This window comes from Niallia sp. Sow4_A1, from assembly GCF_052116745.1.
Taxonomy (GTDB): domain Bacteria; phylum Bacillota; class Bacilli; order Bacillales; family Cytobacillaceae; genus Niallia; species Niallia hominis.
Genome location: NZ_JBQKKM010000015.1, coordinates 13,546 through 34,987 on the forward strand (window position 1 = coordinate 13,546; position 21,442 = coordinate 34,987).

Here is a 21,442-nt window from a genome sequence, read left to right on the forward strand (position 1 = left end):
TCCAACCTCGGTTTGCTCTCTTCATACCAATAGCCTTCCAGGGAGGTGCGGATTAAACTCCCCCCCTGGTTTCCCACCATTTAAAACCATCCTCCTCCAATAATTGCGAAGCAGCTTGTGGCCCCATCGAACCGGCTTGATATAGGTGGAGTGGAAGGGCATTTTCCTCAAACGCCTCTAAAACGGGCTGTACCCATTTCCAAGATAATTCAACTTCGTCCCAATGAGCAAAGAAGGTAGAGTCCCCACGCAGAGCATCGAATATTAAGAGTTCATAAGCTTCTGGTATGTCTTTTGTACTTGCTGAGAAGTCAACAATTATCGGCTCCAAATTTCCATTTGTTAAATTTTTGCTATTTAATTGCATCGACACACCCTCATTTGGACTTACTTTGATAACTAATAGATTGGGTTCTGCAAATTGATTCTCGTTAGTATACACATTTTTCGTTGGATTCTTGAATTCAATCACAATCCGCGTCGACTTTTCCTTCATTCTTTTTCCTGTCCGGATATAAAATGGCACCCCATCCCAGAATGAACTATCAATCCATAAACGAGCAGCCACAAATGTATCGTTTGTGGAAGAAGCATTCACTCCAGGTTCTTCTAAATATCCGACTACAGGTTTACCCTTTATTTCCCCCGGTCCATATTGACCACGAACAACGTGGATACCTACAGTATCTTTCTGTACAGGCCGAAGAGAGTCCATAACTTTTCTTTTCACTGTACGGATATCGTTCGTGCTCATCTGTTTTGGCTGATGCATGGCCGTCATCATCAACAGCTGCATCATATGATTTTGGACCATATCACGAATAGCCCCTGCTTTTTCATAATAACTAGCTCTCTCTTCTACACCAACCGTTTCACTAGCCGTTATTTGCACATTGGCAATATACCGATTGTTCCATAGTGATTGCAGCACAGGGTTGGCAAATTCTAAAGCTTCAAGGTTTTGAACCATCGGTTTTCCAAGATAATGGTCAATCCTGAAAATTTCGTCTTCTTCAAAAGCTTTGCTTAGTTTTTCATTTAAATCTTGAGCAGATTTTAAATCACGCCCAAATGGTTTTTCGATCATTAATCGTTTCCATCCTTTTGTCGAGCCTAATCCACTCTCCTTGATGTTCAAAGCAATTACATCAAAGAATTCAGGAGCAACAGAAAGATAAAACATTCGATTCTCTTCAATACTCTGGTCTTTTTCATTTTGTTGAACGACTTCAACTAACTTCTTATACCCTTCAGCATTCGTGAAATCTAACTGGCAATAACGAAATGCCTTTACAAACTCTTGTTTTTCGGATTTATCATTTATCAAGTGTCTAGAAAAAGTGTATAGCGAGTCTGTTACATGGTTTTGAAAATCAACATCAGACATTTCGTCTATTCCTACACCAATGATCAAAAAAGAATCTGGTAATTTTTGATTCAAATATAAATTAAACAAGGCAGGGTAGATTTTTCGCTTAGCTAAATCCCCAGTTGCCCCAAATAAGACAAACGTCATAGAATCCACTTTTCATTCCTCCACTTTTTCAAAGCATTTTCAAATAGAAAAATGTCTGATTTTCTTCGTTTTCCCTACAAAACAACAAGGATTTTCGCTATTGCGTTATCCTACTTTTGGATGTAAGTTTCGTTTATTTCTCCCAGCTTGTCCGGTAATAATGATATCTCTTAATTGAGAATGTCCACATTTTGGACAGGTTTCATTATTTATGGTGATGATTAGACATCTTTCACAAACTTTTCGCTGCTTAGTTTTGAACCTTTCCATGCGGATCTCTCCTTTCGTAAAAAGCAACAACATGTATAAATTATTAAATGAAGTTTCACTTCATCTCACCATGCTTGTAGCAGTATTCCCTTAAGGTTTGGTAGTATTCTTTAAGCTCGCTATTACTTGAGCAAAATCAGTATATTACGTATGTTATATTTTTGAAAGTACGCACTTTATTAACATATAGATACATTGGTATAACATAGTGTTAAAAATAATACTATAAACTTGAATCCAATACCAAGAGTGAAAAGCCAAGGACAGCGATTATACAAGATTCGCTGCCCTTGGCTTTTTAGTAACTGATTCTTTTATTAAATGTTGTGTTTAAATGTTGTGTTTTTTCAACCTTTTAAATACGTAGAGATATAAAAAAACACGGACAGCATCTTTATTAAGATAGCTAACCGTGGTTTGTTAGTATATGAACTTTTTTACACTTTTTCGAACCCCTAGGAGAAACACTTTTTTCTACTGAATAGACGATTTGTTTTCTGTTTCTTTTTCCAATACATTCTCAATATAATCTTTACCCCAGTCATACATAGCATCCAGAATAGGCATCAGACTTCTTCCATACTCAGTGAGTGAGTATTCAACTTTTGGTGGAACGACAGGATAGACTTCACGATGAACAATCAAATGGTCTTCAAGTTCGCGCAATTGATTAACAAGCATTCTTTGAGTGATACCCGGCATGAGGGCCTTTAGTTCACCAAAACGTTTGGTTCCTTCTTTTCCTAGATGCCACAATACCAACATTTTCCATTTTCCACCAATAATCGAAAGAGTCAATTCTTTTTCACAATTAAACACTTTTTCCCCAAGATTCGGCATTCATTTCACCTCCAACCCTTATTATGTCCCATAGTATACTTTTTGTTACTATATGATAAAAAAGTGCATACTTTTAATTTAGTAACATACCCAGTATACTGAGTATCATACCGTTAGTAAATAGCTATCAATTGGATACAATAACACTGTGCAAAAGAAAGCTATACGGCACAATATACTATTATATAAGGAGCGAGTAATAAATGAAATTACAATTAGCATTAGATCTTGTAGATATTCCAGGAGCCATTGAATTGGTGAAAGAAGTAGAAAATCATATAGATGTTGTAGAAATCGGCACGCCGGTTGTGATTAATGAAGGCCTTAAAGCAGTAAAGGAAGTGAAAGCTGCCTTCCCTAACTTAACTGTATTAGCTGACCTTAAAATCATGGATGCAGCTGGATATGAAGTTAGCCAAGCATCTGCAGCAGGCGCTGACATCATCACCATTCTTGGTACAGCTGAAGACGAGTCCATTAAAGGTGCTGTAGAAGAAGCAAAAAAACAAGGTAAACAAATCCTTGCTGATATGATCGCAGTTAAAGACATTGAAGGTCGTGCGAAAGAACTGGATGAACTAGGAGTAGATTATATCTGCGTTCACACAGGTTATGACCTTCAAGCTGTAGGAAAAAATTCTTTCGAAGACCTTGCAACCATTAAGAGCGTTGTAAAAAATGCGAAAACTGCTATTGCAGGCGGAATCAAATTAGAAACACTTCCAGATGTGATTAAAGTACAACCAGATCTTGTCATCGTAGGTGGCGGTATCACAAGCAAAGACGATAAAAAAGCAGTTGCAGCTAAAATGCAAGAATTAATTAAACAAGGTTAATTATAACTATGAAAACTACTCAATATTTAGCTGAAGTCGTTCAAGAATTAAGTCGGACAGTCGACTTAATCTCTGACGAAGAAGCAGAGAAGTTGGTTAATAAGATTCTGGAATCCAAAAAAATCTTTGTTGCAGGTGCGGGCAGATCTGGATTTATGGGCAAATCTTTCGTGATGAGAATGATGCACATGGGGATCGATGCTTATGTAGTCGGTGAAACTGTAACAGCAAATTTAGAAAAAGGTGATTTGTTGATCATCGGTTCAGGTTCAGGTGAAACGAAAACCTTGGTTTCAATCGCTGAAAAAGCAAAAAGTTTAGGTGGGACGGTCGCAGCTGTAACGATTTCCCCTGACTCCACGATTGGAAAATTAGCTGATATTATCATTAAATTGCCTGGATCACCGAAAGATCAATCTGAAAGTGAATACAAGACCATACAACCAATGGGGTCACTTTTTGAGCAAACGATGTTATTATTTTATGATGCATTGATCTTGCGTTTTATGGAAAAAAAAGGCTTAGACTCTACTAAAATGTACGGCAAACATGCCAATCTCGAATAGAGTACACTTTAAAAAATATGGAAACATCGTAAAGACCGCATTTATTTCTTTTATGAATTGCGGTCTTTACTGCATATTACAAATAACACAGTCCATACAGGAAAGAAAAAATAGCCTCTGATTCAGTCCCTTCTATGGCCGGATCAGAGATCATTCTTGGGTGGGGCACAGCCAAGAATTTAGCCATCACTCACAGTATGAGCCCTATTTGGGTTATCACCAATATTTCACTGGTAGGCCCCATGTCTATATAAGTTTTTTTATGGGAAAATAAAATCCTATTGGCGATGAAAAACGCTTCATAAGTGTAGTAAACAAAACTCTTCGTTTTATAAAACAAAGGAATGAGGTTGAATAAATGGTTCGATTCGGCGTAATCGGTACTAATTGGATTACAGAAAGATTACTTGAAGCAGCAAATGATGTAGAAGATTTTAAACTAACTGCTGTTTATTCTCGCACGATTAGTAGAGCAGAAGAATTTGCAAGTAAATATGGAGTAACAAAAATATTTACAAACCTAAAAGAAATGGCAGTTAGTCAAGAAATTGACGCGGTGTACATTGCTACTCCCAATTCATATCACGCAGAACAAGCTATTTTATTTTTGCAAAATGGCAAACATGTGTTATGTGAAAAGCCACTGGCTGTTAATGCAACCGAAGTAGCGAGGATGATTCAAGCCTCAAAAGATCATAACGCCCTATTAATGGAAGCAATGAAATCAACATTACTTCCAAACTTCAAGGTCATTCAAGATAATTTACATAAAATTGGTCCTATCCGTAGATACTTTGCAAGCTATTGTCAGTATTCATCTCGTTATGATAAATACAAAGAAGGAATTGTCCTTAATGCCTTCAATCCAGAGTTTGCGAACGGTTCATTAATGGACCTTGGTGTCTATTGTTTGTATCCACTTATTACATTATTTGGTGAACCAAAAGAAGTGAAGGCAACTGGCATTATGCTTGATTCGGGTGTGGATGGTGAAGGTAGCGTCATCTTAAAATATGATGATAAAGATGCGATTGTGATGTATTCCAAAATAACGAACTCTTATTTACCAAGCGAAATTCAAGGCGAAAAAGGAAGTATCATGATTGATAAGATTCATACGGCTGAAAAAGTAGAAATTCACTACACTGACGGCACGGTTGAACAATTAACAGTCGACCAATCTCATCCAGCTATGTATTACGAAGTGAAAGAATTTATTGAATTAATCAACCGAGGAAAAACAGAGTCTGATACTAACTCATATAAAAATTCATACACCACGATACAAGTGTTGGATAAAGTGAGAGATGAAATAGGTCTTGTATATCAAAGTGATCATAAGTGAAAAAACACAAAAACCCCTACAGCGACTTGTATTATTCTCTTGAGAAATTACGAATCTGGCCTGTTTGTCGAAGAATAAAAGAAATCGTTTTAGAACTTACCTAAACTATTTTGCATCCATTCTTTTTTATAAGAGCATTATAGCATTTTCTACCCGGCTAACAAATTTTAAAGGACTTTTGCTTATTATGCAAAGGTTCAATGCTCATTTTTTAAGATGTGTTTCTTCTTTAATTTGTGATTTAGTTTAAGTATTCCTTAATAGGAGTAGCAACAATGACACTACCCCTATTAGGATCCTACCAACAACCGCACTTTTCTGACCCCACCCTACCCTACAGAGTAAAAAGGGTTGTAAATGTAAAAAAAATCCATGCTATGACCCTTTTTTACAAGTACCTCGGTCGTACCCCTTAAAGGTGCATTTACACAAGCTTCAGCCGACGAACAAAATTATGCAGTTTGATTTTTATATTTTATGAATGATCATTAATTTTGTAGAAGCCGGCAATCTCGTCGGTTTTTTTACTGAACATTTTGTGTCCGAAGCGCCGCCGATCAGTAGCGCTTCTTGTGTCTACTACGCATTATTTCTTGTTATGTATAATGAAAAATCTATTCAACAAATCGGGCGAAATAGTGGAAGAACTCTTTGTTTTTAAACGACTTTATTGTTATTTATTTTGAGATAAATGGGTACAGGATGAAGAAAGTTAAACAACTATTTTTTAACACCGTTCTACATTTAGAACGGTGTTATCTGTGTTTAAAGTATTAAGATTCAACAACTTGATTGTAAATGAACAGATGTGCAAAATAGCACTTAAAATAAGCGCAAATTACCTCCTAAAGTGACAGCAAGGGCAATGGCTGAAAAGAAACTGTTTAATACTGTTAGTCAATCTCTTACAAATGAACAAAAAGGAAAGCTTGAAGAGATCATTACTTCGCAGCATCCATCCGAATCCAATAAAACGATATTGGGTTGGTTAAAGGAACCGCCGGGTCATCCTTCACCCGAAACATTTCTAAAAGTAATAGAACGACTCGAATACATACGAGGAATGGAATTAGAAACGGTACAAATTAGTCATTTGCATCGCAATCGCCTGTTACAACTATCTCGCTTAGGCTCAAGATATGAGCCATATGCATTCCGTGACTTTCAAGAAAATAAGCGATATTCGATATTAACCGTCTATTTATTACATCTTACTCAAGAGTTAACGGATAAAGCTTTTGAAATTCATGATAGACAAATACTTAGTCTGTTATCAAAAGGCCGTAAGGCTCAAGAGGAAATTCAGAAACAAAACGGTAAAAAGCTGAATGAGAAAGTTATACACTTTACGAACATCGGACAAGCTTTAATCAAAGCAAAAAAGGAAAAATTAGACGTTTTTGAGGTTTTAGAATCCGTTATCGAATGGAATTCTTTTGTCTCTTCGGTCGAAGAAGCTCAGGAGCTTGCACGCCCTGCCGACTATGATTATTTAGACTTACTGCAAAAACGATTTTATTCACTTAGAAAATATACGCCAACGCTATTAAGGGTATTGGAATTTCATTCTACAAAAGCAAATGAACCACTTTTACAAGCTGTTGAGATTATCCGTGGAATGAACGAATCCGGAAAGCGAAAAGTGCCTAATGACTCACCTGTGGATTTTATTTCAAAACGTTGGAAAAAGCATTTATACGAGGATGATGGTACAACAATCAATCGTCATTACTATGAAATGGCTGTTTTAACAGAACTTCGGGAGCATGTTAGGGCAGGAGATGTTTCCATTGTTGGCAGCAGACAATATAGAGACTTTGAAGAATATTTGTTTTCAGAAGATACATGGAATCAAACGAAGGAGAATACAAGATTATCAGTTAGTTTATCATTCGAGGATTATATGACGGAGAGAACCAGCAGCCTAAAGGTTAAAGTGGTTAGCTACCAATTCCAACAAGTTAGACGGGGTTTCTCTTGAAAAAGGAAAGCTGTCAATTGCACGCTTAGAAAAAGATGTTCCAGAAGAAGCAAAAAAATTTAGTGCAAGCCTGTATCAGATGCTACCAAGAATAAAATTAACCGATTTACTGATGGATATTGCTTATATAACAGGATTTCATGAGCAATTTATTCATGCTTCCAATAATCGAAAACCGGATAAAGAAGAAACAATTATTATTATGGCTGCTCTTTTAGGAATGGGAATGAATATTGGTTTAAGCAAAATGGCTGAAGCAACACCCGGACTTACATATAAGCAATTGGCCAATGTATCACAATGGCGCATGTATGAAGATGCAATGAATAAAGCCCAAGCCGTATTAGTAAATTTTCATCACAAATTGCAATTGTCTTCTTATTGGGGAGACGGTACAACATCCTCGTCCGATGGTATGAGAATGCAGATAGGCGTTTCATCGCTACATGCAGATGCAAACCCACATTATGGAACTAGAAAAGGAGCCACCATCTATCGTTTTACAAGTGATCAATTTTCTTCTTATTACACAAAGATTATTCATACTAATTCAATGGATGCGATTCATGTTTTGGATGGTTTGTTACACCATGAGACGGATCTAAATATAGTAGAGCATTATACAGACACGGCTGGTTACACAGACCAAATATTCGGACTGACCCATTTATTAGGATTTAAATTTGCTCCAAGAATACGAGATTTATCAGACTCGAAATTATTTACAATAGATAAGGCAAGTGAGTATCCAAAATTAGAAGTCATTTTACGTGGACAAATAAATACAAAGGTCATTAAAGAGAATTATGAGGATGTTTTGCGATTAGCTCATTCTATAAGGGAAGGAACAGTTTCAGCATCCCTTATTATGGGGAAATTAGGTTCTTATTCAAGACAAAACAGCTTGGCTACAGCCTTACGTGAGATGGGCCGAATAGAAAAAACGATCTTTATTTTGAATTATATTTCGGATGAATCATTAAGAAGAAAAATACAAAAAGGATTGAATAAAGGAGAAGCCATGAATGGACTGGCAAGAGCTATTTTCTTCGGAAAACAAGGCGAGCTTAGGGAACGAACCATACAGCATCAATTGCAAAGGGCCAGTGCCTTAAACATCATTATCAATGCCATCAGTATCTGGAATACTTTACATCTAACAAAGGCAGTTGAATATCAAAAACGGTCAGGTAGTTTTAATGAAGAATTATTGCACCATATGTCACCTCTAGGTTGGGAACATATTAATTTACTTGGAGAATACCATTTTAATTCGGAGAAAATGGTCTCGTTAGATTCTTTAAGACCATTGAAACTTTCTTAACGTTGTTAAAACTGGGGGAATCGTCTTGAAAATGGGCTTAGCGTTGTAAATTCGCATTTTCCTGACGCTACCCCCAAATGAGGATTTATATAAAGAAGTAACGTTCGCTGCATTGTCTTCAATAACAGCTAAAGGAGGCTTTCTCGAGTTAGAATCCCATCTTGGGTCTAAAGAAAGGTCACAGCTTTTTGGATATGAGGTTAAAACTAATGACACTGAGGAGAGCTAATTAGGCTCTCCTTTTTCTGTAATAGGATGCTTTTCTAAAACTGACTCAGCTTATCCCTTAAATGAATAATTACATAGTAAATGGGAAAAATATATTTGTTAAAAATAACTAAGGAGATGATACAAATGGCATTAATACCTTATGATCCATTTAGACAATTAACTAACATTAGGAGAGATTTTGACAGATTATTCAATGATTTCCCTTTTCATTTAGACAATGAAATGAATCAATTGGGGAATATAAGAGTGGATGTTCATGAAACAGATAAAGAGGTAGTAGCAACTTGTGACATTCCAGGCTTACAGAGTAAAGAAGATGTAAACATTGATATTGAAAATAATGTATTGAGAATTAGTGGCTCAATTAACAGAACTAATGAGATTAAAGAAGAGAATATGCATAGGAGAGAAAGATACACAGGTAGCTTTCACAGAGCTATTACACTACCAACTCCTGTTTCTGAGGAAGGTATAAAGGCTTCTTATAAGGATGGTGTACTAGAAGTTATCATGCCTAAACAAACTCAAACAAATAAAAAGAGAATTGATGTGGATTTCCATTAAAAATGAGCAGTTTGCTACCTGTTATGAAAGAGTTTGGCAGGGATTACTTACAGGAAATTGCTGAGGAACAACCTGACCTAGTTGATTTGCTAATTTTAAGCTGCCATTTACCTCAGGCAAAGAAAAAAATTATTTTAAATGAGCTGACTAATAATATTAAAAATTCCTACCAGGGGCTGTCCGAAAAGTCCCTAAAATAAGGCAAGAGGAGAAAAAGGCTCGTTTTTCTCCTCTTGCTTTTCTATTCTGTTGTTTTATTTTTGAAAGTAGCTGGCGGATGCCCGCTACTTTCAATAGGTTGTGGGCCAATGCCACAATCCCAAACTCGGCATGAACCTTATCGAGCCCCCGCAACGAAAACCTGCGGAACGACCGATTGCCCTTAATATGACCAAACGCACTTTCTACTTCGATTTTCCGTCGAGCGTAGATTGCGGTCTTCTCTTCACATTCAAGGGCTGTTTTCGCTTTGGTTTTCATTTCTTCAAAAATCGTATTCCAGTGAATTTGCCGATTTCCCTTGGCTTTTGTGCACTGGGCCTTCAAGGGACAATCTGTACAGTCTTCGCATTCATAGATTTTGAAACTTTGTTCATAACCGTAGCGATTTTTTTTGGTTTGATATTTTTTAAAGAGAACCTTCCTTCCATTTGGGCAAATAAAATAATCGTCTTGTTCCATATAAGTCCAGTTTTTAGCGTTTTTGATATCATTTTTGAATTTACGTGTTTGTTCATGGAGGTAGGAACCATAAGGAATAAGAAAATCAAAACGTAGCTCTTTTTCTTCTCCTACCGCATAAACATAATTTTCTTCGCTTCCGTAACCTGCATCGGCAATGACGGTTTTAGGCATCGGTAATGATGTAGAGGCGAGCTTTTCCATATGTGGAATAAAACAACGTGTGTCAGTTGGGCGTTGATGAATCGAGTAGAATAGGATAAATTGATTTTCTGTCCCCATTTGAACATTGTATCCTGGTTTTAGCTGACCGTTTTTCATAGGATCTTCTTTCATTCGCATAAAGGTGCCATCTTTGTCCGTTTTTGAATAACTGTTTCGTTCGCCAAAGATTTCGTTCTGTTCCTTATATTTGGCAAGTCGCTCGATGAAATCCTGTCGGATTAACTTCACTGACTTCTTTAATGTACTACGTTCTTTTCGCTTTTCTTTACGGATGTGTGTACAAGATTCTATTTCGATTTCCTCTGTTAACGTTTCTACTTTCTCCTCGAGTTTCTCCGCTACACTTTCTAGAGTAGGTATCGTGTGGTCTTCGTTGAGAAGAACTTCTCCTTGGATCATACCAGCTTCCAATTGGGTTAGTTCCTGAATATGTTGAAGGGTTTCTTGAATTTTTTCTTTTAATTTAGCTTCAAATTTCTCGGTTGATTTCTTCCATACAAAAGTATACTTATTGGCATTGGCCTCGATTTTGGTCCCATCCAAAAAGTAGTTTTCCATTGTGATGTAGTTTTCTTCTATTAGTTTTAGAATCATCACTTCAAATAGCTCGTCTATCAAAACATTCAACCGTACTCCTCTAAACTCATTAATGGTACGGAAATCAGGTTGTTGCATCGCAGCTAGCCACATCGCTGGGATGTTTTCTGTAATCAGCTTTTCGATCCCACGGCAAGAATAAATTTTTTGAGAATAGCCAAATAGAATGATTTTAAGCATCATTTTAGGATGATAAGAGCTTCGTCCTCCACCTTTATAATGGGAGAATAGAATTTTGTCCGAAACAGCCTCTACCATTTCATCTATCACACGGGCCACATGATGAGCTGGAATGAAGGATTCTAAATCAAAAATTGCTTGGATTTGACGGTTGTTGTAAGGTTTGAACGTTGGGGATAATTGCCTTTTATTGTTTTTTTTCTCCATCTCATTCCCTTCTAGAACTGGAAGTAATGTCATTTGCGTGTTATAATTTTCAGTAGTAATCATTTGATTGCACAAAAAAATCATCCTTTCTTTTAATGTTGTGTGGTAACTTCATTTTACTAAAAAGGATGTTTTTTTTGTGCATTTTTTTAGAAAAAAGATAAAAAAAGGGGTCCGAAAAATTAGCTTTTACTCACTTTTCGGACAACCCCTTTTCTTTTGTAAGCCCAAACTATAAAAAATAAGCATACCTTAACCGTACGCATCATAAATCACCGTATATCATGATTTTTTTAATCAGATATACGGTGATTTCATTTTATCTGCCACATTCTGCTTGAATCATTTTTGACCAAGGCATATATTGATTTAAAATTTCCGAATGTGGATAGATATCAAGATTCGGAAAATCTGTCAGTAACTTCAAGAGATAACGATAGAAATCCACTCCGTTTGCTTTTGCCATTTCTGCGATACTTAAACAGATGGCGTTGGCTTTTGCACCAACTTCACTGACGGAAAAGAGCCAGTTTTTTCTTTTATGTGTTTAAGTACATAAAAGGAAAAACTGGATTTTTGCAAACACTCCGAAAGGAGCGAAGGCTAGTGCTGTGACTTATAGTATTGTAGAAACAGCCAAAGAAAATGGGCTTAATCCTTATCAATACTTGATGTACATTTTCGAGAAGCTTCCCAATGAGATGCGAGTAATGAGAACGCCATTGATCGGATTTTTAAAGCCTGATTTTCTACTTCTGTCAAAAATGTCTCGTCATATTCAAATTCCTGTACCTCCGATAAATATCTTATATTTTTTGCTGCTTCAATTCCTCGCCTACGCAAGGATTTCGATTTTACCAAATCACAATAATAAATGGTATTCGCTGTAGTTGGTACTGAGCCAGCTAATTGAGTAAGATAGGTTACGCCGCCCACATCCTCCAGTATCCCTTTTTGATTTAGTTGTTCGGAAACAGTGACCACATCAATATCTTTATAGCCACCCTTTATACTCTTTAATTCTGGTTTTAATTCTTCCTCTGGAATAAGTAATGATAAGGTTTTGAATAGTTTGTCATCACCTTTGTTGCTTAACTCTGCTGCTAATTTATTTACATACCAATTAGGTGCTCCTGTCGCAATTAATCATATCGGCACATGTTTCAACAGATTTTTCAAAGCGATAAATAAATACAACTTCAATATATCTTTGTCCATCTTTCGAGTGCGGCTTAATGACTTCTAATTTTTGAAATAGGCCCGAGATTTACTGGTGTTCCATATAATTATAAATTGTTATACACAACTTCCAGTAGCTTGATAATATTGTCTTGACGTTGAAACAGTTCGTCCTGACGTTGAAATAGTTTGTCAAGAGTTTTCGTTATACTTTGAATGGCATTACCTGTGCCATAAAGTTTATTCTTGAACTCTACAAGCCCTTGCTTTATCTTTTCAATTTTATTGTCAATTACATCGGCGTATGCGAGCCATAGTATAAATTCGTACATAAAAGGATTAGATTAGTCATTCCTAGGTCCAGTTTAAAAAATTAGGTATTGCTAGGCCTAGTTTCGTATTGCAAAAAATGTGCTATTGCCGTTTATTATTTTCAGGATAGTATTTAACAACAAGAGTCAAATTGAACAGTTGTTTTTCAGTCTTTTTTCATATCGAGAAACATATACTCAGTAAGAATGACTTTAGAATAGGAGGATCTAAATGACAAACAACAACCTGTTAAGCTTTTATGATCCATATGTTTATCAGACATTAACAACCATTGTTGGTAAAATTGTTACTGTTCAAACCATAAGAGGTAGCGTTCGTGGCTCCTTGAAAAATGTATTGCCAGATCACATTGTTGTCGAATCTAACGGAACTCCCTTTTTTATTCGTACCCAGCAAATTATTTGGGTTTTTCCTGGTTAACAAAAAGGAAGTGGAGGGGAAATAATGTTTAAAAGAATAAATAAATTGGCAATTGAACTTCCTATACCCGCACACGGCGATATGAATGCTGCAGCAGCAGTACAAGAACTCTTGGGTGGCAAGTTTGGGGAGATGTCTACCTTAAATAACTATATGTTTCAGTCTTTTAACTTCAGAAATAAAAAAAAGCTAAAACCATTCTATGAGTTAGTGGCAAGCATTACAGCAGAAGAATTTGGTCATGTAGAACTTGTTTCTAATACGATTAATTTGTTATCGGTAGGTAATACTTTTCCAGGGAATCCGGATATCACTCCACTTCAAAATGGGAAGGATGCGAGAAACACCCACCATTTTATTTCTACAGCTCAAACGGCTATACCAGGTGATTCAATGGGAAGACCTTGGACTGGTGATAATGTTTTTAATAGTGGAAATCTGGTTTTAGATTTAACACATAACTTTTTTCTAGAGATTGGTGCACGTACACATAAAATGAGAGTTTATGAGATGACTGATAACCCAGTTGCTAGAACCATGATTGGGTATTTACTTGTTCGTGGAGGAACACATATCCTCGCCTATGCGAAAGCAATCGAAATTGCTACAGGGGTAGACTTGACGAAAATGCTTCCAGTTCCAAATCTTGATAACTCAAAATTTGATTATGCCAGACCGTTCATAGAAAAAGGCTTAAGCAATGTGCTATTCACATGGAGCGAAACAGAATACAGGGATATCGGAATGATTTGGAAAGGAACAAATCCGGAAAATGGGCAACCACTTGAAGTGAAAATTGGTACTCCTGAAGGCGGACCAATTCCAAACTTAGAGGAGTTACCTGAAGAATTTGCTCCTGGTATTACTAGGGACGATTATGAATTAATCAAAAAACGTCTAATGGAAAATTTATAATAGATTTTTTGTAGGAAAGTTTTTCAACGACCTGGAGGATTTGAAGCAACTATAAGAGGATATTTTTACCAAGAAGCTAGAGAAACAGAAATTAGGTTAGCAAGGAGACTAATTAAAGGAGAACGATTTCATCCAGCGACATACTCATTATGGTTCTTTAAACCAGAAGGTAGTTGCCCTGCACAATGGTATAATCAATGGAATGCTGGGCGCTATAAATCACACTGTTTTTACTCTCCTACAGAATCATCCTGCCCCGATGTTTATCGAACATAATAGGTTAATATATAATCTTTAAATAAATTTACACTTACAAATGAACAAGTTATGTATGGGGGTACCCCTTAATAAAAAAGAAATCCTTAATGCCACAAAAACATTTTATGGAAAACCAAAGCTTTTCTATCATGATGGAGGAATTATTGATATTACCCAAAATATACGGGATGATTATTATGATGTAACGGTCCAAATTACTACGTTTGAAGGAGCACATAATCCACCATATGGATTTGATACAATCACTTTAAGGATTCAAAGTTTCGAAGTGATAAACTATGAACACAAAGATGTATCGAATATCGGAAAGATACCATTGAATACACTAAAAACATCAACCTACTTAACTACACAGCACTTGATTAATGGGGAAAGCAATTTTGGCTTGGAGGTATTGATATTTCCAAGCCCATTTCTTATTTATCAATCTGGCACTCAACTTCTGTTCCATCTAGAAAAGTTACAATCACTTTTTCCTCTTTATACACCGTCATCTTTTCTACTAGTTTTAAGAATAAATTCATATAGAAAAGCAGGGCCTGACCCCCAGTGCGCTAACGCTTTAGTACGATGGGGGTCAGGCCCTTAATTCCCAAAACTATTTTACTTTCTGTATTTCTTTTTCTGTGATGTAATCGTCTACAGGATTGGTAGCTTCATATAGGGGTAGCGTCAGGAAAATGCGGATTTACAACGTTAAGGATATCAAAATATAAAAAGTCTAATTTCTCGGTGTTATAAGTGAAAAATTAGGCTTTAGTTACTTCATTAAAGCGCCTGATTGTTGAAGACTAAAGTTTATATTCATCAAGAAAATTGATGTGCTCTTATCCTAACAAATTTTATTTAGGACTTACATGTATGCCTTCACTCTCTCGCCAATCTGCATAGAGTATACGCTTTACATTATTATATCCATTAGTAGTTAATTGGTTATCTAACCACTGTTGATCAAATCCGAGTTCATGTAAATTATCCCATAAAATTTCCCCATCTATTTTTAACGATGTTGGGACGTCTACTGGACTTTCTGGAAGATTGAGATCTTGCTTGTCTGGTTTTTGATACTTGGAATTTAATAATAGTGTTGTGTAAATAACTATTTATAAAGAGTAAAAAATGAACAAACGCCAACACCTTGAACATAGGGTTTGGCGTTTTCTCTATACGAATTACAAATAGGCCATTGACCCCTCTCTATTTGGGATGGCTAGACTTCCATTTTATAGTCTAATAAAATTTTCCTTAAATCCTGTCTCGGTATTTCCAAATTAATTGTCACCCGTATAAGTTCGTCCTCTTTATCACTTTCCCGATCCGACAATTCGATTTCGCGATCAGATTGAGTGGACAACTCCACACCTTCCCTCACATCGGAATTAACGTCTTCTTTACCACTTATTGATTCTCCATACAACATTTCCCACTGTTCATATAAGTTTTTTGCTGTGTGATATTCATCAAGATCAGCTTCTGTATCTATCTGTAATTTTTCTTTCAACCCACGACATGACTCTTCCCATTCCTCTAAGGTCTTCAAATCAAATAATTTTGAAAACCTTGGTTTCATTCTTTCCCAATGCAAATAAATGTTATCACACCATTTCAGCAACTCTTCACGATATTGTATTTCTTCTACTTCTTCCACTCCTCTTCATCTCCCGACCATAATTTTCATCCATAATATTCAAAAAACAATCGACATGTTTAAAAGTACAAATAGGTAAATTTCGTTAATGCTTCTGGTTATGAAAAGGTAAGTGGCCTCCGGTAATTGATAATAGACTTATCAAAAGTAAATTATTCAAAATGACACAAACCTTTTATTAAAACATCCTTGTTAGTGATTTTTACCTATTTGATAATAACAATTTCATCATATGCTCCGCGATTGTCCAATGACTAGACAGTTGCCTAATTGTTATTAATTGGAATTACTTGGTCAATAATCATTGCTTTTAAAATTCCAAGTGCAAAGGCTTGTAGTTATTCCACCAGATGAAATAGTTATAGCCGAAAGAAAGAAAGTTTCTGTTGAAACGAATAAACCCCCAAGACAAATAACAAAAACATCCATAATGAGAATGATGATCCCAACATTAATTTTAATGAATTCAGAAAAGTACTGGGCTAATAAATCTGTTCCACCTGTGCTTGTCTCGAAGCGAAGCATAAGACCAATGCCAAAACCAATGAATACACCACCTGTAAATGAACTAAGAATTGGTGAAAATTTTATAGGAACTTGATTAACGTTATGAAAAAGGTCAATAAAAAATGATGATAAAAGCATACCGTGCAAACTATTAAAAAAATATGAACGATACTTAAACCAAGCTAGAGCAAAAATGGGGATGCTCAATACCATTATCGTGAACCCGGCGTTTGTATTTAATAAATAACTAATAATTAAACCTAGGCCAATAATTCCGCCATCTAAAACTTTGTTTGGTATTAAAAAAGTATTTATTCCCAACGCTATTGACATGCTGCCTACAAGAATAGCAACTGCTTTCATAAAATATGGCATTTATTAAGAACTCTCCTGTCTAAATGGACGTGTTCTATGTATATGCCAAAAACGTTAGCATTATAGACAACTTTTACTTCACTGAATATAACTTCTGAAGTGCAAGTAGACGCAACATAAGCGCAAAAAAACGATAACTAATAACCCTAGCCCTTGTAGGTCAAGTAACCCTGTTTAAAGGAAAATGTCTATTAATGATACAAAAAAACTACCCGAGGTGAGGCAGTTTTTGCAGATAGACATTAAATTTATTCAATTATAATATATGATATAGGTGCATTCCCAGTTTACTCCCTTTATTTTACACTAGGCGATAACATAAATACGATTTTGATACTTCTGCTCTTTCCCTACTAACGAATAGGTATCACGACTTCCTTCTAGAGTATTTACATCATTTGTAGCAGAATATTTAGTTGAAAAAATTTCCTAGCGTTTTTAAATTTAACGGCTGAAGAAAAACTTTCTATATATACATATACCCGAATCAATTTTAAAAAAATATTTTTCCAAAGATTTTATTTTCAAGATTCGACTTAATGATATTATATAAAAAAATGGTACTACTTTTTTGTTATGTGTCTTAAGATCATCCAAGATAGCGAAATAAACCATTATCCTTTTAAAATAGGCATCACTTTATCAATAGCTTCTTGTAGTTTTTCACTATTTTTACTATACATTTGCTTAGCTTCTTTTGATTCGGTTCCAAGAGCAAACAGCTCTAAGTCTGCTTGGCACTTTTTCATGGTCGAAAGAATTAAAGGTCTTTCTTGAGGAGATGCGACTTGTAATTGATCGTCAAACAGGTCAACTGTTAACTCTCCATAGGAATTAACTTGTCCAAGAAAAACATTTTCTACCGTTACACCAAGTTTTTCTAATTCAGTGTGTAACCAAGCACGGCTTCGTCCAATCGTCGCAAGTGGTTCATCCATTATCACACCATCCATAATAACAGTCTGAGACTCTTTAATTGAAGCAACCGTCAAGTTTAGATCCTTTGCTGTTAATGGTTGGTTCTCTTTTTTTAACATAACGGATAAATCTCCCGTTGCCTCTAATACAGCAAATTCTACATCAGCTACCTGATAAACATCCTTCTTACGAAGTAATTCTAACAATTCATCTGTCGTGTATCTTTCTTTTTTCAAATTATCTTCCATGATTTTTCCATCTTTAATGAATACAGATCCTTTGCCTTCTACAAAATCACGGAACTTTTTACTTTTTAGAGCAATAAGACCCACTATATAGGGGATAGCTGCCATAACTAGAATGGCTAATCCTCCTATAATGATACTATGTCTTACCTCAAGGATAACGATTGCTGCGATTCCTCCTATCGTAATACCTGTTACATATTCGAAGAAGGAAAGTTGAGATAGTTGCTTTTTTCCTAAAAATTTGGTAATAAAAAACAAAACAACCATAAACAAAATGACTCGAGAAATAACATTTAGCCAAAGAGGCATTAGTAGACCCCCTATATTAAAATCCTTTATATTGGAATTCTTCTCGTTCCAATTCTCCAACTCTTTTTTTCAAATCTGTCACAAGTTCGTTCACTACCATCATGGTTTCATGTAAAGTTTTCTTGGATTCGTTTTCTTGTGTTCGTATGGCTAAACTGGATAGACTAGCTTCTACCCCTTTTAGACTGGAAAAACACTGTTTAACATCTGAACCTACTGTCATCCAAATTCTCCTTATCCTTTTGGTTTAAAAATTAAAGCTCCTAACATGCCGAAAACAATGGCAGCTGAAATACCAGAGCTAGTTACTTCAAACATTCCTGTCATCACACCAACTAACCCATGTTTTTCGGCTTCTTGCATCGCACCATGTACAAGAGAATTCCCAAAGCTGGTAATCGGAACAGTAGCCCCTGCCCCAGCAAAATCAATCAAGGGTTCATATAAACCAACCCCATCTAAAATGGCACCCACCACTACAAGGGTACTTAACGTATGTCCCGGTGTAAGTTTGAATACATCAAACATAATTTGCCCAATTACACAAATTAAACCTCCTACTGTAAAAGCCCAAAAATAGGTCATATTTATTGTTCACCTCCATATTCAATCGACACTGCATGGGCAATACAAGGAATGGTTTCATTTTGCTGAAAGGACAATGGTGAGAGTAGAGCACCTGTAGCTACGACTAACATTTTTTTAAATTCTCCTTTTTTCATGCGGTTTAATAAATGACCATAAACGACCGTTGCTGAACAGCCTGCACCACTTGCTCCTGAGAGAACCGGCTGCCCCTCCCGATAAATCATAAGGCCACAATCTTGGTATTGTTCTTCACTAATAGGAGTTCCATGCTTTTTAAATAGATCCATGGACACTTCCTGTCCGATTTGGCCAAGGTCACCGGTTACAATTAAATCGTAATAAGATGGCTCAACATTTCGTTCCTTTAAATGGGCTTCAATGGTATCAACCGCAGCTGGCGCCATAGCTCCTCCCATGTTAAATGGATCTGTCAGACCCATATCAATCACACGGCCTATTGTAGCAGAAGTGACACGAGGTCCATCCCCAGAATCACTTAATAGGGCCGCACCGGCACCAGTAACAGTCCATTGTGCCGTAGGAGGTTTTTGTCCACCATACTCAGTTGGATACCGAAATTGTTTTTCAACAGCTGTATCATGACTAGATGCTCCTGTTAATAAATATTTAGCTCCTTTTGTATTCACAATATAAGCACCTAGAGCCAGTCCTTCCATAGACGTAGAGCAGGCACCGAATAAACCAAAATACGGAGATCCAATTGTTCGACTGGCAAAACTTGTCGGAGTTATCTGGTTGATCAGATCCCCAGCTAGGATAAATTGAACTTGATCTTTTTGGATGCCCCCTTTTTCCATGGCTTTTTGACAGGCTTCTTCAAAAAGGACTTTATGTGCCTTTTCATAGGAATCCTGTCCAAGCCATAAATCAGCATGAAGGAGATCGAAATCTTCTGCGATCGCTCCGTTTGCTTCAAATGGTCCTCCAACTGTTCCAGTAGAAAGTATCACAGGTTTGTGTTCAAAGATCCATGTACGATGACCTGCAAGCATTATAAACCACCCCACTGGATTAAAATGGTCTTGATGAGGGCAATGACAAAAGCAGAAAAAACACCAAATAAAATAACCGCCCCTGCTAATTTAAACATGTTGCCGCCTACGCCCAGTACAAATCCTTCGGAACGATGCTCAATGGCAGGTGATATGACCGCATTGCCAAAACCAGTTACGGGTACAGCTGTTCCAGCCCCTCCAAATTGGGCCATTCGATCATATACACCAAAACCAGTAAGAAGCATCGTAATAAAAATTAACGTACCCACTGTCGGATTTCCGGCCGTTTGCTCAGTAAAATCAAAAAAATAAATGTAAAAGTCAGAAATACACTGACCGATCAGACAGATAAGTCCACCAGTTATAAAGGCCTTTATACAATTTTTAACAACCGGTCTTTTAATCTCTCGTTGTTTTTGCAATTTTTGGTATTCCTGTTGCACAGGAGTGAGTTGTTTCTTTTGATTATTAGACATAACTCGTTCCTTTCTCTTTATGTTTGTTCCTTCATAAGACTTTTCAGTTTATTTAAATCCTTTTTTAAGTTTTTCTCATTCGTATCGTTTTTTTTCAGTCTCTGTTCTATGTTTTCAAGTTCCCAGAACATTTTTTTATCACTCGAAACAAATACTTTATGATCGGGATACATTTTTTTTAAGTCAGATTTAACTGACTTCTCGATATTTTTTAATCGGAAACGGTTGAAATTTCCGATTTTTATCGCTACTAAAAGCTCATTATCTGTATTCACAGCCTTTACATCCGAAATTTCTTCCTTAGTGATAATCTTTTCTTTAGCATGATTGGCAACAGATTGATCAATTGGTTTACTTGTATGTACTTGTGAAATACTCAAATCATTATTATTATCTAACTGATTTTGGTTCCCGTTACACCCTGAACCCATTCCGATAAGGATTAAAATGAAAAATAATATTTTCACTTTCATGAAATCACCTCCATGTTTTACCAGTATAGGGATGCAAAAGGTTGGCCTTTCAACCAACCTTTTCGCCATACTCATTATTGTTGTTTGTATTGAGGTTCTTCTTGTTCGATTTGTTGAACACGTGGTTCAACATTATCAATAACGGATTGGGTTTGTGTAGCAGCATCTTGATAAAGTTTCTTAGCTTGTTGATTATCCGTACTGAGAGCAAATGTTTCAAAGCTAGCTTGAGCGCTTTTTAATCCAGCTAAAGCTGTTTTAACGTCATTTATGACTGTCATGAATAACACCTCCTATGATTTGACAGTAATATGGTGCTAAATAAAATATAAATTTATTCATTTATTTTTAAAATTTAAATATGAAATATTTTAAGGTTTTTGGTAAATCAAGCT

The 21,442-nt window shown here is 36.1% G+C and carries 22 protein-coding genes and 4 pseudogenes; 10 read left to right on the forward strand and 16 right to left on the reverse strand.

Going from position 1 to position 21,442, the window contains the following annotated elements; all coding sequences use genetic code 11:
- Nucleotides 1-52: 52 nt before the first annotated feature.
- The 3 genes from zwf to ACTQ5K_RS10225 form a co-directional block, all read right to left on the reverse strand.
- Nucleotides 53-1,525 (reverse strand): glucose-6-phosphate dehydrogenase, encoded by a 1,473-nt coding sequence (zwf, locus tag ACTQ5K_RS10215; RefSeq protein WP_031538334.1) that lies wholly within the window; start codon nt 1,523-1,525, stop codon nt 53-55.
- A 96-nt stretch (nt 1,526-1,621) separates the two neighbouring features.
- Nucleotides 1,622-1,786 carry a hypothetical protein gene (locus tag ACTQ5K_RS10220; RefSeq protein ID WP_155986760.1) on the reverse strand — a complete coding sequence of 55 codons (165 nt, stop codon included), beginning with the start codon at nt 1,784-1,786 and terminating at the stop codon, nt 1,622-1,624.
- 474 nt (nt 1,787-2,260) lie between these two features.
- On the reverse strand, nt 2,261-2,626 hold the full coding sequence (locus ACTQ5K_RS10225; RefSeq protein ID WP_031538335.1) for a winged helix-turn-helix transcriptional regulator: 366 nt from the start codon (nt 2,624-2,626) through the stop codon (nt 2,261-2,263).
- A 203-nt stretch (nt 2,627-2,829) separates the two neighbouring features.
- Between ACTQ5K_RS10225 and hxlA the strand changes: the two genes are divergently transcribed.
- The 5 genes and pseudogenes from hxlA (at nt 2,830) to ACTQ5K_RS10250 (ending at nt 9,473) form a co-directional block, all read left to right on the forward strand.
- On the forward strand, nt 2,830-3,462 hold the full coding sequence (gene hxlA, locus ACTQ5K_RS10230) for a 3-hexulose-6-phosphate synthase (protein WP_031538336.1): 633 nt from the start codon (nt 2,830-2,832) through the stop codon (nt 3,460-3,462).
- An 8-nt stretch (nt 3,463-3,470) separates the two neighbouring features.
- The gene (gene hxlB / locus ACTQ5K_RS10235; RefSeq protein ID WP_031538337.1) at nt 3,471-4,028 is read left to right on the forward strand and encodes a 6-phospho-3-hexuloisomerase; all 558 of its coding nucleotides are present in this window, start codon (nt 3,471-3,473) and stop codon (nt 4,026-4,028) included.
- Between the two features lie 358 nt (nt 4,029-4,386).
- Nucleotides 4,387-5,373, forward strand: a complete 987-nt coding sequence (locus tag ACTQ5K_RS10240) for a Gfo/Idh/MocA family protein (RefSeq protein ID WP_031538338.1) — start codon at nt 4,387-4,389, stop codon at nt 5,371-5,373.
- An 856-nt stretch (nt 5,374-6,229) separates the two neighbouring features.
- A pseudogene (locus tag ACTQ5K_RS10245) lies at nt 6,230-8,678 on the forward strand (Tn3 family transposase); the annotation flags it as partial.
- Between the two features lie 354 nt (nt 8,679-9,032).
- Nucleotides 9,033-9,473, forward strand: coding sequence for an Hsp20/alpha crystallin family protein (locus tag ACTQ5K_RS10250; RefSeq protein WP_031538339.1), 441 nt, complete (start codon nt 9,033-9,035; stop codon nt 9,471-9,473).
- A 156-nt stretch (nt 9,474-9,629) separates the two neighbouring features.
- On the opposite strand, the gene ACTQ5K_RS10255 is transcribed toward ACTQ5K_RS10250, so the two are convergent.
- Nucleotides 9,630-11,363, reverse strand: coding sequence for an IS1182 family transposase (locus ACTQ5K_RS10255; protein WP_236691830.1), 1,734 nt, complete (start codon nt 11,361-11,363; stop codon nt 9,630-9,632).
- 319 nt (nt 11,364-11,682) lie between these two features.
- Nucleotides 11,683-11,901: pseudogene (locus ACTQ5K_RS10260) on the reverse strand (IS66 family transposase); the annotation flags it as partial.
- A gap of 22 nt (nt 11,902-11,923) precedes the next feature.
- Here ACTQ5K_RS10260 and ACTQ5K_RS10265 point away from each other — a divergent pair.
- Nucleotides 11,924-12,058, forward strand: a pseudogene (locus tag ACTQ5K_RS10265) (transposase domain-containing protein); the annotation flags it as partial.
- On the opposite strand, the gene ACTQ5K_RS10270 reads toward ACTQ5K_RS10265, so the two are convergent.
- Entirely contained in the window at nt 12,015-12,347 is a 333-nt protein-coding gene (locus tag ACTQ5K_RS10270; protein ID WP_031538341.1) for a DnaB-like helicase N-terminal domain-containing protein, read from the reverse strand. The pseudogene ACTQ5K_RS10265 and the gene ACTQ5K_RS10270 sit on opposite strands and share 44 nt — an antisense overlap.
- 738 nt (nt 12,348-13,085) lie before the next feature.
- Here ACTQ5K_RS10270 and ACTQ5K_RS10275 point away from each other — a divergent pair.
- The 4 genes and pseudogenes from ACTQ5K_RS10275 (at nt 13,086) to ACTQ5K_RS10290 (ending at nt 15,078) form a co-directional block, all read left to right on the forward strand.
- Complete coding sequence (locus ACTQ5K_RS10275; RefSeq protein ID WP_031538343.1) at nt 13,086-13,295, forward strand: YuzF family protein; 210 nt, start codon at nt 13,086-13,088, stop codon at nt 13,293-13,295.
- 24 nt (nt 13,296-13,319) lie between these two features.
- Entirely contained in the window at nt 13,320-14,210 is an 891-nt protein-coding gene (locus ACTQ5K_RS10280; protein ID WP_031538344.1) for a manganese catalase family protein, read from the forward strand.
- 18 nt (nt 14,211-14,228) lie between these two features.
- Nucleotides 14,229-14,486 (forward strand): annotated as a pseudogene (locus tag ACTQ5K_RS10285) (cell wall hydrolase); the annotation flags it as partial.
- 55 nt (nt 14,487-14,541) lie between these two features.
- Entirely contained in the window at nt 14,542-15,078 is a 537-nt protein-coding gene (locus ACTQ5K_RS10290) for a DUF3888 domain-containing protein (protein ID WP_031538345.1), read from the forward strand.
- Nucleotides 15,079-15,331: 253 nt separating this feature from the next.
- Here the strand turns inward: ACTQ5K_RS10290 and ACTQ5K_RS10295 are convergent, their stop codons facing one another.
- The 10 genes from ACTQ5K_RS10295 to ACTQ5K_RS10340 all read right to left on the reverse strand — a co-directional run bounded on the left by ACTQ5K_RS10295 (nt 15,332) and on the right by ACTQ5K_RS10340 (nt 21,328).
- On the reverse strand, nt 15,332-15,592 hold the full coding sequence (locus ACTQ5K_RS10295) for a YetF domain-containing protein (protein ID WP_340906144.1): 261 nt from the start codon (nt 15,590-15,592) through the stop codon (nt 15,332-15,334).
- Nucleotides 15,593-15,699: 107 nt separating this feature from the next.
- A complete protein-coding gene (locus tag ACTQ5K_RS10300; protein ID WP_160549868.1) occupies nt 15,700-16,137 on the reverse strand; it encodes a hypothetical protein in 438 nt (145 codons plus the stop codon).
- A gap of 294 nt (nt 16,138-16,431) precedes the next feature.
- Nucleotides 16,432-17,019: a YitT family protein gene (locus ACTQ5K_RS10305; RefSeq protein WP_116354726.1), complete on the reverse strand. Its 588-nt coding sequence runs from the start codon at nt 17,017-17,019 to the stop codon at nt 16,432-16,434.
- 614 nt (nt 17,020-17,633) lie between these two features.
- A complete protein-coding gene (locus ACTQ5K_RS10310; RefSeq protein WP_235252726.1) occupies nt 17,634-18,494 on the reverse strand; it encodes a DUF421 domain-containing protein in 861 nt (286 codons plus the stop codon).
- Nucleotides 18,495-18,510: 16 nt separating this feature from the next.
- Nucleotides 18,511-18,717, reverse strand: a complete 207-nt coding sequence (locus ACTQ5K_RS10315) for a DUF1657 domain-containing protein (protein ID WP_235252725.1) — start codon at nt 18,715-18,717, stop codon at nt 18,511-18,513.
- An 11-nt stretch (nt 18,718-18,728) separates the two neighbouring features.
- Complete coding sequence (gene spoVAE, locus ACTQ5K_RS10320; RefSeq protein ID WP_235252724.1) at nt 18,729-19,079, reverse strand: stage V sporulation protein AE; 351 nt, start codon at nt 19,077-19,079, stop codon at nt 18,729-18,731.
- Nucleotides 19,080-19,081: 2 nt separating this feature from the next.
- Nucleotides 19,082-20,095: a stage V sporulation protein AD gene (gene spoVAD / locus ACTQ5K_RS10325; RefSeq protein WP_284561640.1), complete on the reverse strand. Its 1,014-nt coding sequence runs from the start codon at nt 20,093-20,095 to the stop codon at nt 19,082-19,084.
- Complete coding sequence (gene spoVAC, locus ACTQ5K_RS10330) at nt 20,095-20,574, reverse strand: stage V sporulation protein AC (RefSeq protein WP_017695333.1); 480 nt, start codon at nt 20,572-20,574, stop codon at nt 20,095-20,097. Before spoVAC ends, spoVAD begins: the two co-directional genes overlap by 1 nt.
- A 17-nt stretch (nt 20,575-20,591) precedes the next feature.
- Nucleotides 20,592-21,047, reverse strand: a complete 456-nt coding sequence (locus ACTQ5K_RS10335; RefSeq protein WP_441993902.1) for a YhcN/YlaJ family sporulation lipoprotein — start codon at nt 21,045-21,047, stop codon at nt 20,592-20,594.
- 74 nt (nt 21,048-21,121) lie between these two features.
- Nucleotides 21,122-21,328, reverse strand: a complete 207-nt coding sequence (locus tag ACTQ5K_RS10340; RefSeq protein WP_017695330.1) for a DUF1657 domain-containing protein — start codon at nt 21,326-21,328, stop codon at nt 21,122-21,124.
- Between the last annotated feature and the right edge of the window lie 114 nt (nt 21,329-21,442).

Coding starts and splice junctions, on each gene's coding strand:
- spoVAD (WP_284561640.1), bottom strand. CDS start 20,095: ATGCTTGCAGGTCATCGTACATGGATCTTTGAACACAAACCTGTGATA.
- ACTQ5K_RS10255 (WP_236691830.1), bottom strand. CDS start 11,363: ATGGAGAAAAAAAACAATAAAAGGCAATTATCCCCAACGTTCAAACCT.
- ACTQ5K_RS10275 (WP_031538343.1), top strand. CDS start 13,086: ATGACAAACAACAACCTGTTAAGCTTTTATGATCCATATGTTTATCAG.
- spoVAC (WP_017695333.1), bottom strand. CDS start 20,574: ATGTCTAATAATCAAAAGAAACAACTCACTCCTGTGCAACAGGAATAC.
- hxlA (WP_031538336.1), top strand. CDS start 2,830: ATGAAATTACAATTAGCATTAGATCTTGTAGATATTCCAGGAGCCATT.
- hxlB (WP_031538337.1), top strand. CDS start 3,471: ATGAAAACTACTCAATATTTAGCTGAAGTCGTTCAAGAATTAAGTCGG.
- spoVAE (WP_235252724.1), bottom strand. CDS start 19,079: ATGACCTATTTTTGGGCTTTTACAGTAGGAGGTTTAATTTGTGTAATT.
- ACTQ5K_RS10280 (WP_031538344.1), top strand. CDS start 13,320: ATGTTTAAAAGAATAAATAAATTGGCAATTGAACTTCCTATACCCGCA.
- ACTQ5K_RS10335 (WP_441993902.1), bottom strand. CDS start 21,047: ATGAAAGTGAAAATATTATTTTTCATTTTAATCCTTATCGGAATGGGT.
- ACTQ5K_RS10310 (WP_235252726.1), bottom strand. CDS start 18,494: ATGCCTCTTTGGCTAAATGTTATTTCTCGAGTCATTTTGTTTATGGTT.
- ACTQ5K_RS10305 (WP_116354726.1), bottom strand. CDS start 17,019: ATGCCATATTTTATGAAAGCAGTTGCTATTCTTGTAGGCAGCATGTCA.
- ACTQ5K_RS10290 (WP_031538345.1), top strand. CDS start 14,542: ATGGGGGTACCCCTTAATAAAAAAGAAATCCTTAATGCCACAAAAACA.
- ACTQ5K_RS10225 (WP_031538335.1), bottom strand. CDS start 2,626: ATGCCGAATCTTGGGGAAAAAGTGTTTAATTGTGAAAAAGAATTGACT.
- ACTQ5K_RS10340 (WP_017695330.1), bottom strand. CDS start 21,328: ATGACAGTCATAAATGACGTTAAAACAGCTTTAGCTGGATTAAAAAGC.
- ACTQ5K_RS10315 (WP_235252725.1), bottom strand. CDS start 18,717: ATGACAGTAGGTTCAGATGTTAAACAGTGTTTTTCCAGTCTAAAAGGG.
- ACTQ5K_RS10250 (WP_031538339.1), top strand. CDS start 9,033: ATGGCATTAATACCTTATGATCCATTTAGACAATTAACTAACATTAGG.
- ACTQ5K_RS10220 (WP_155986760.1), bottom strand. CDS start 1,786: ATGGAAAGGTTCAAAACTAAGCAGCGAAAAGTTTGTGAAAGATGTCTA.
- ACTQ5K_RS10240 (WP_031538338.1), top strand. CDS start 4,387: ATGGTTCGATTCGGCGTAATCGGTACTAATTGGATTACAGAAAGATTA.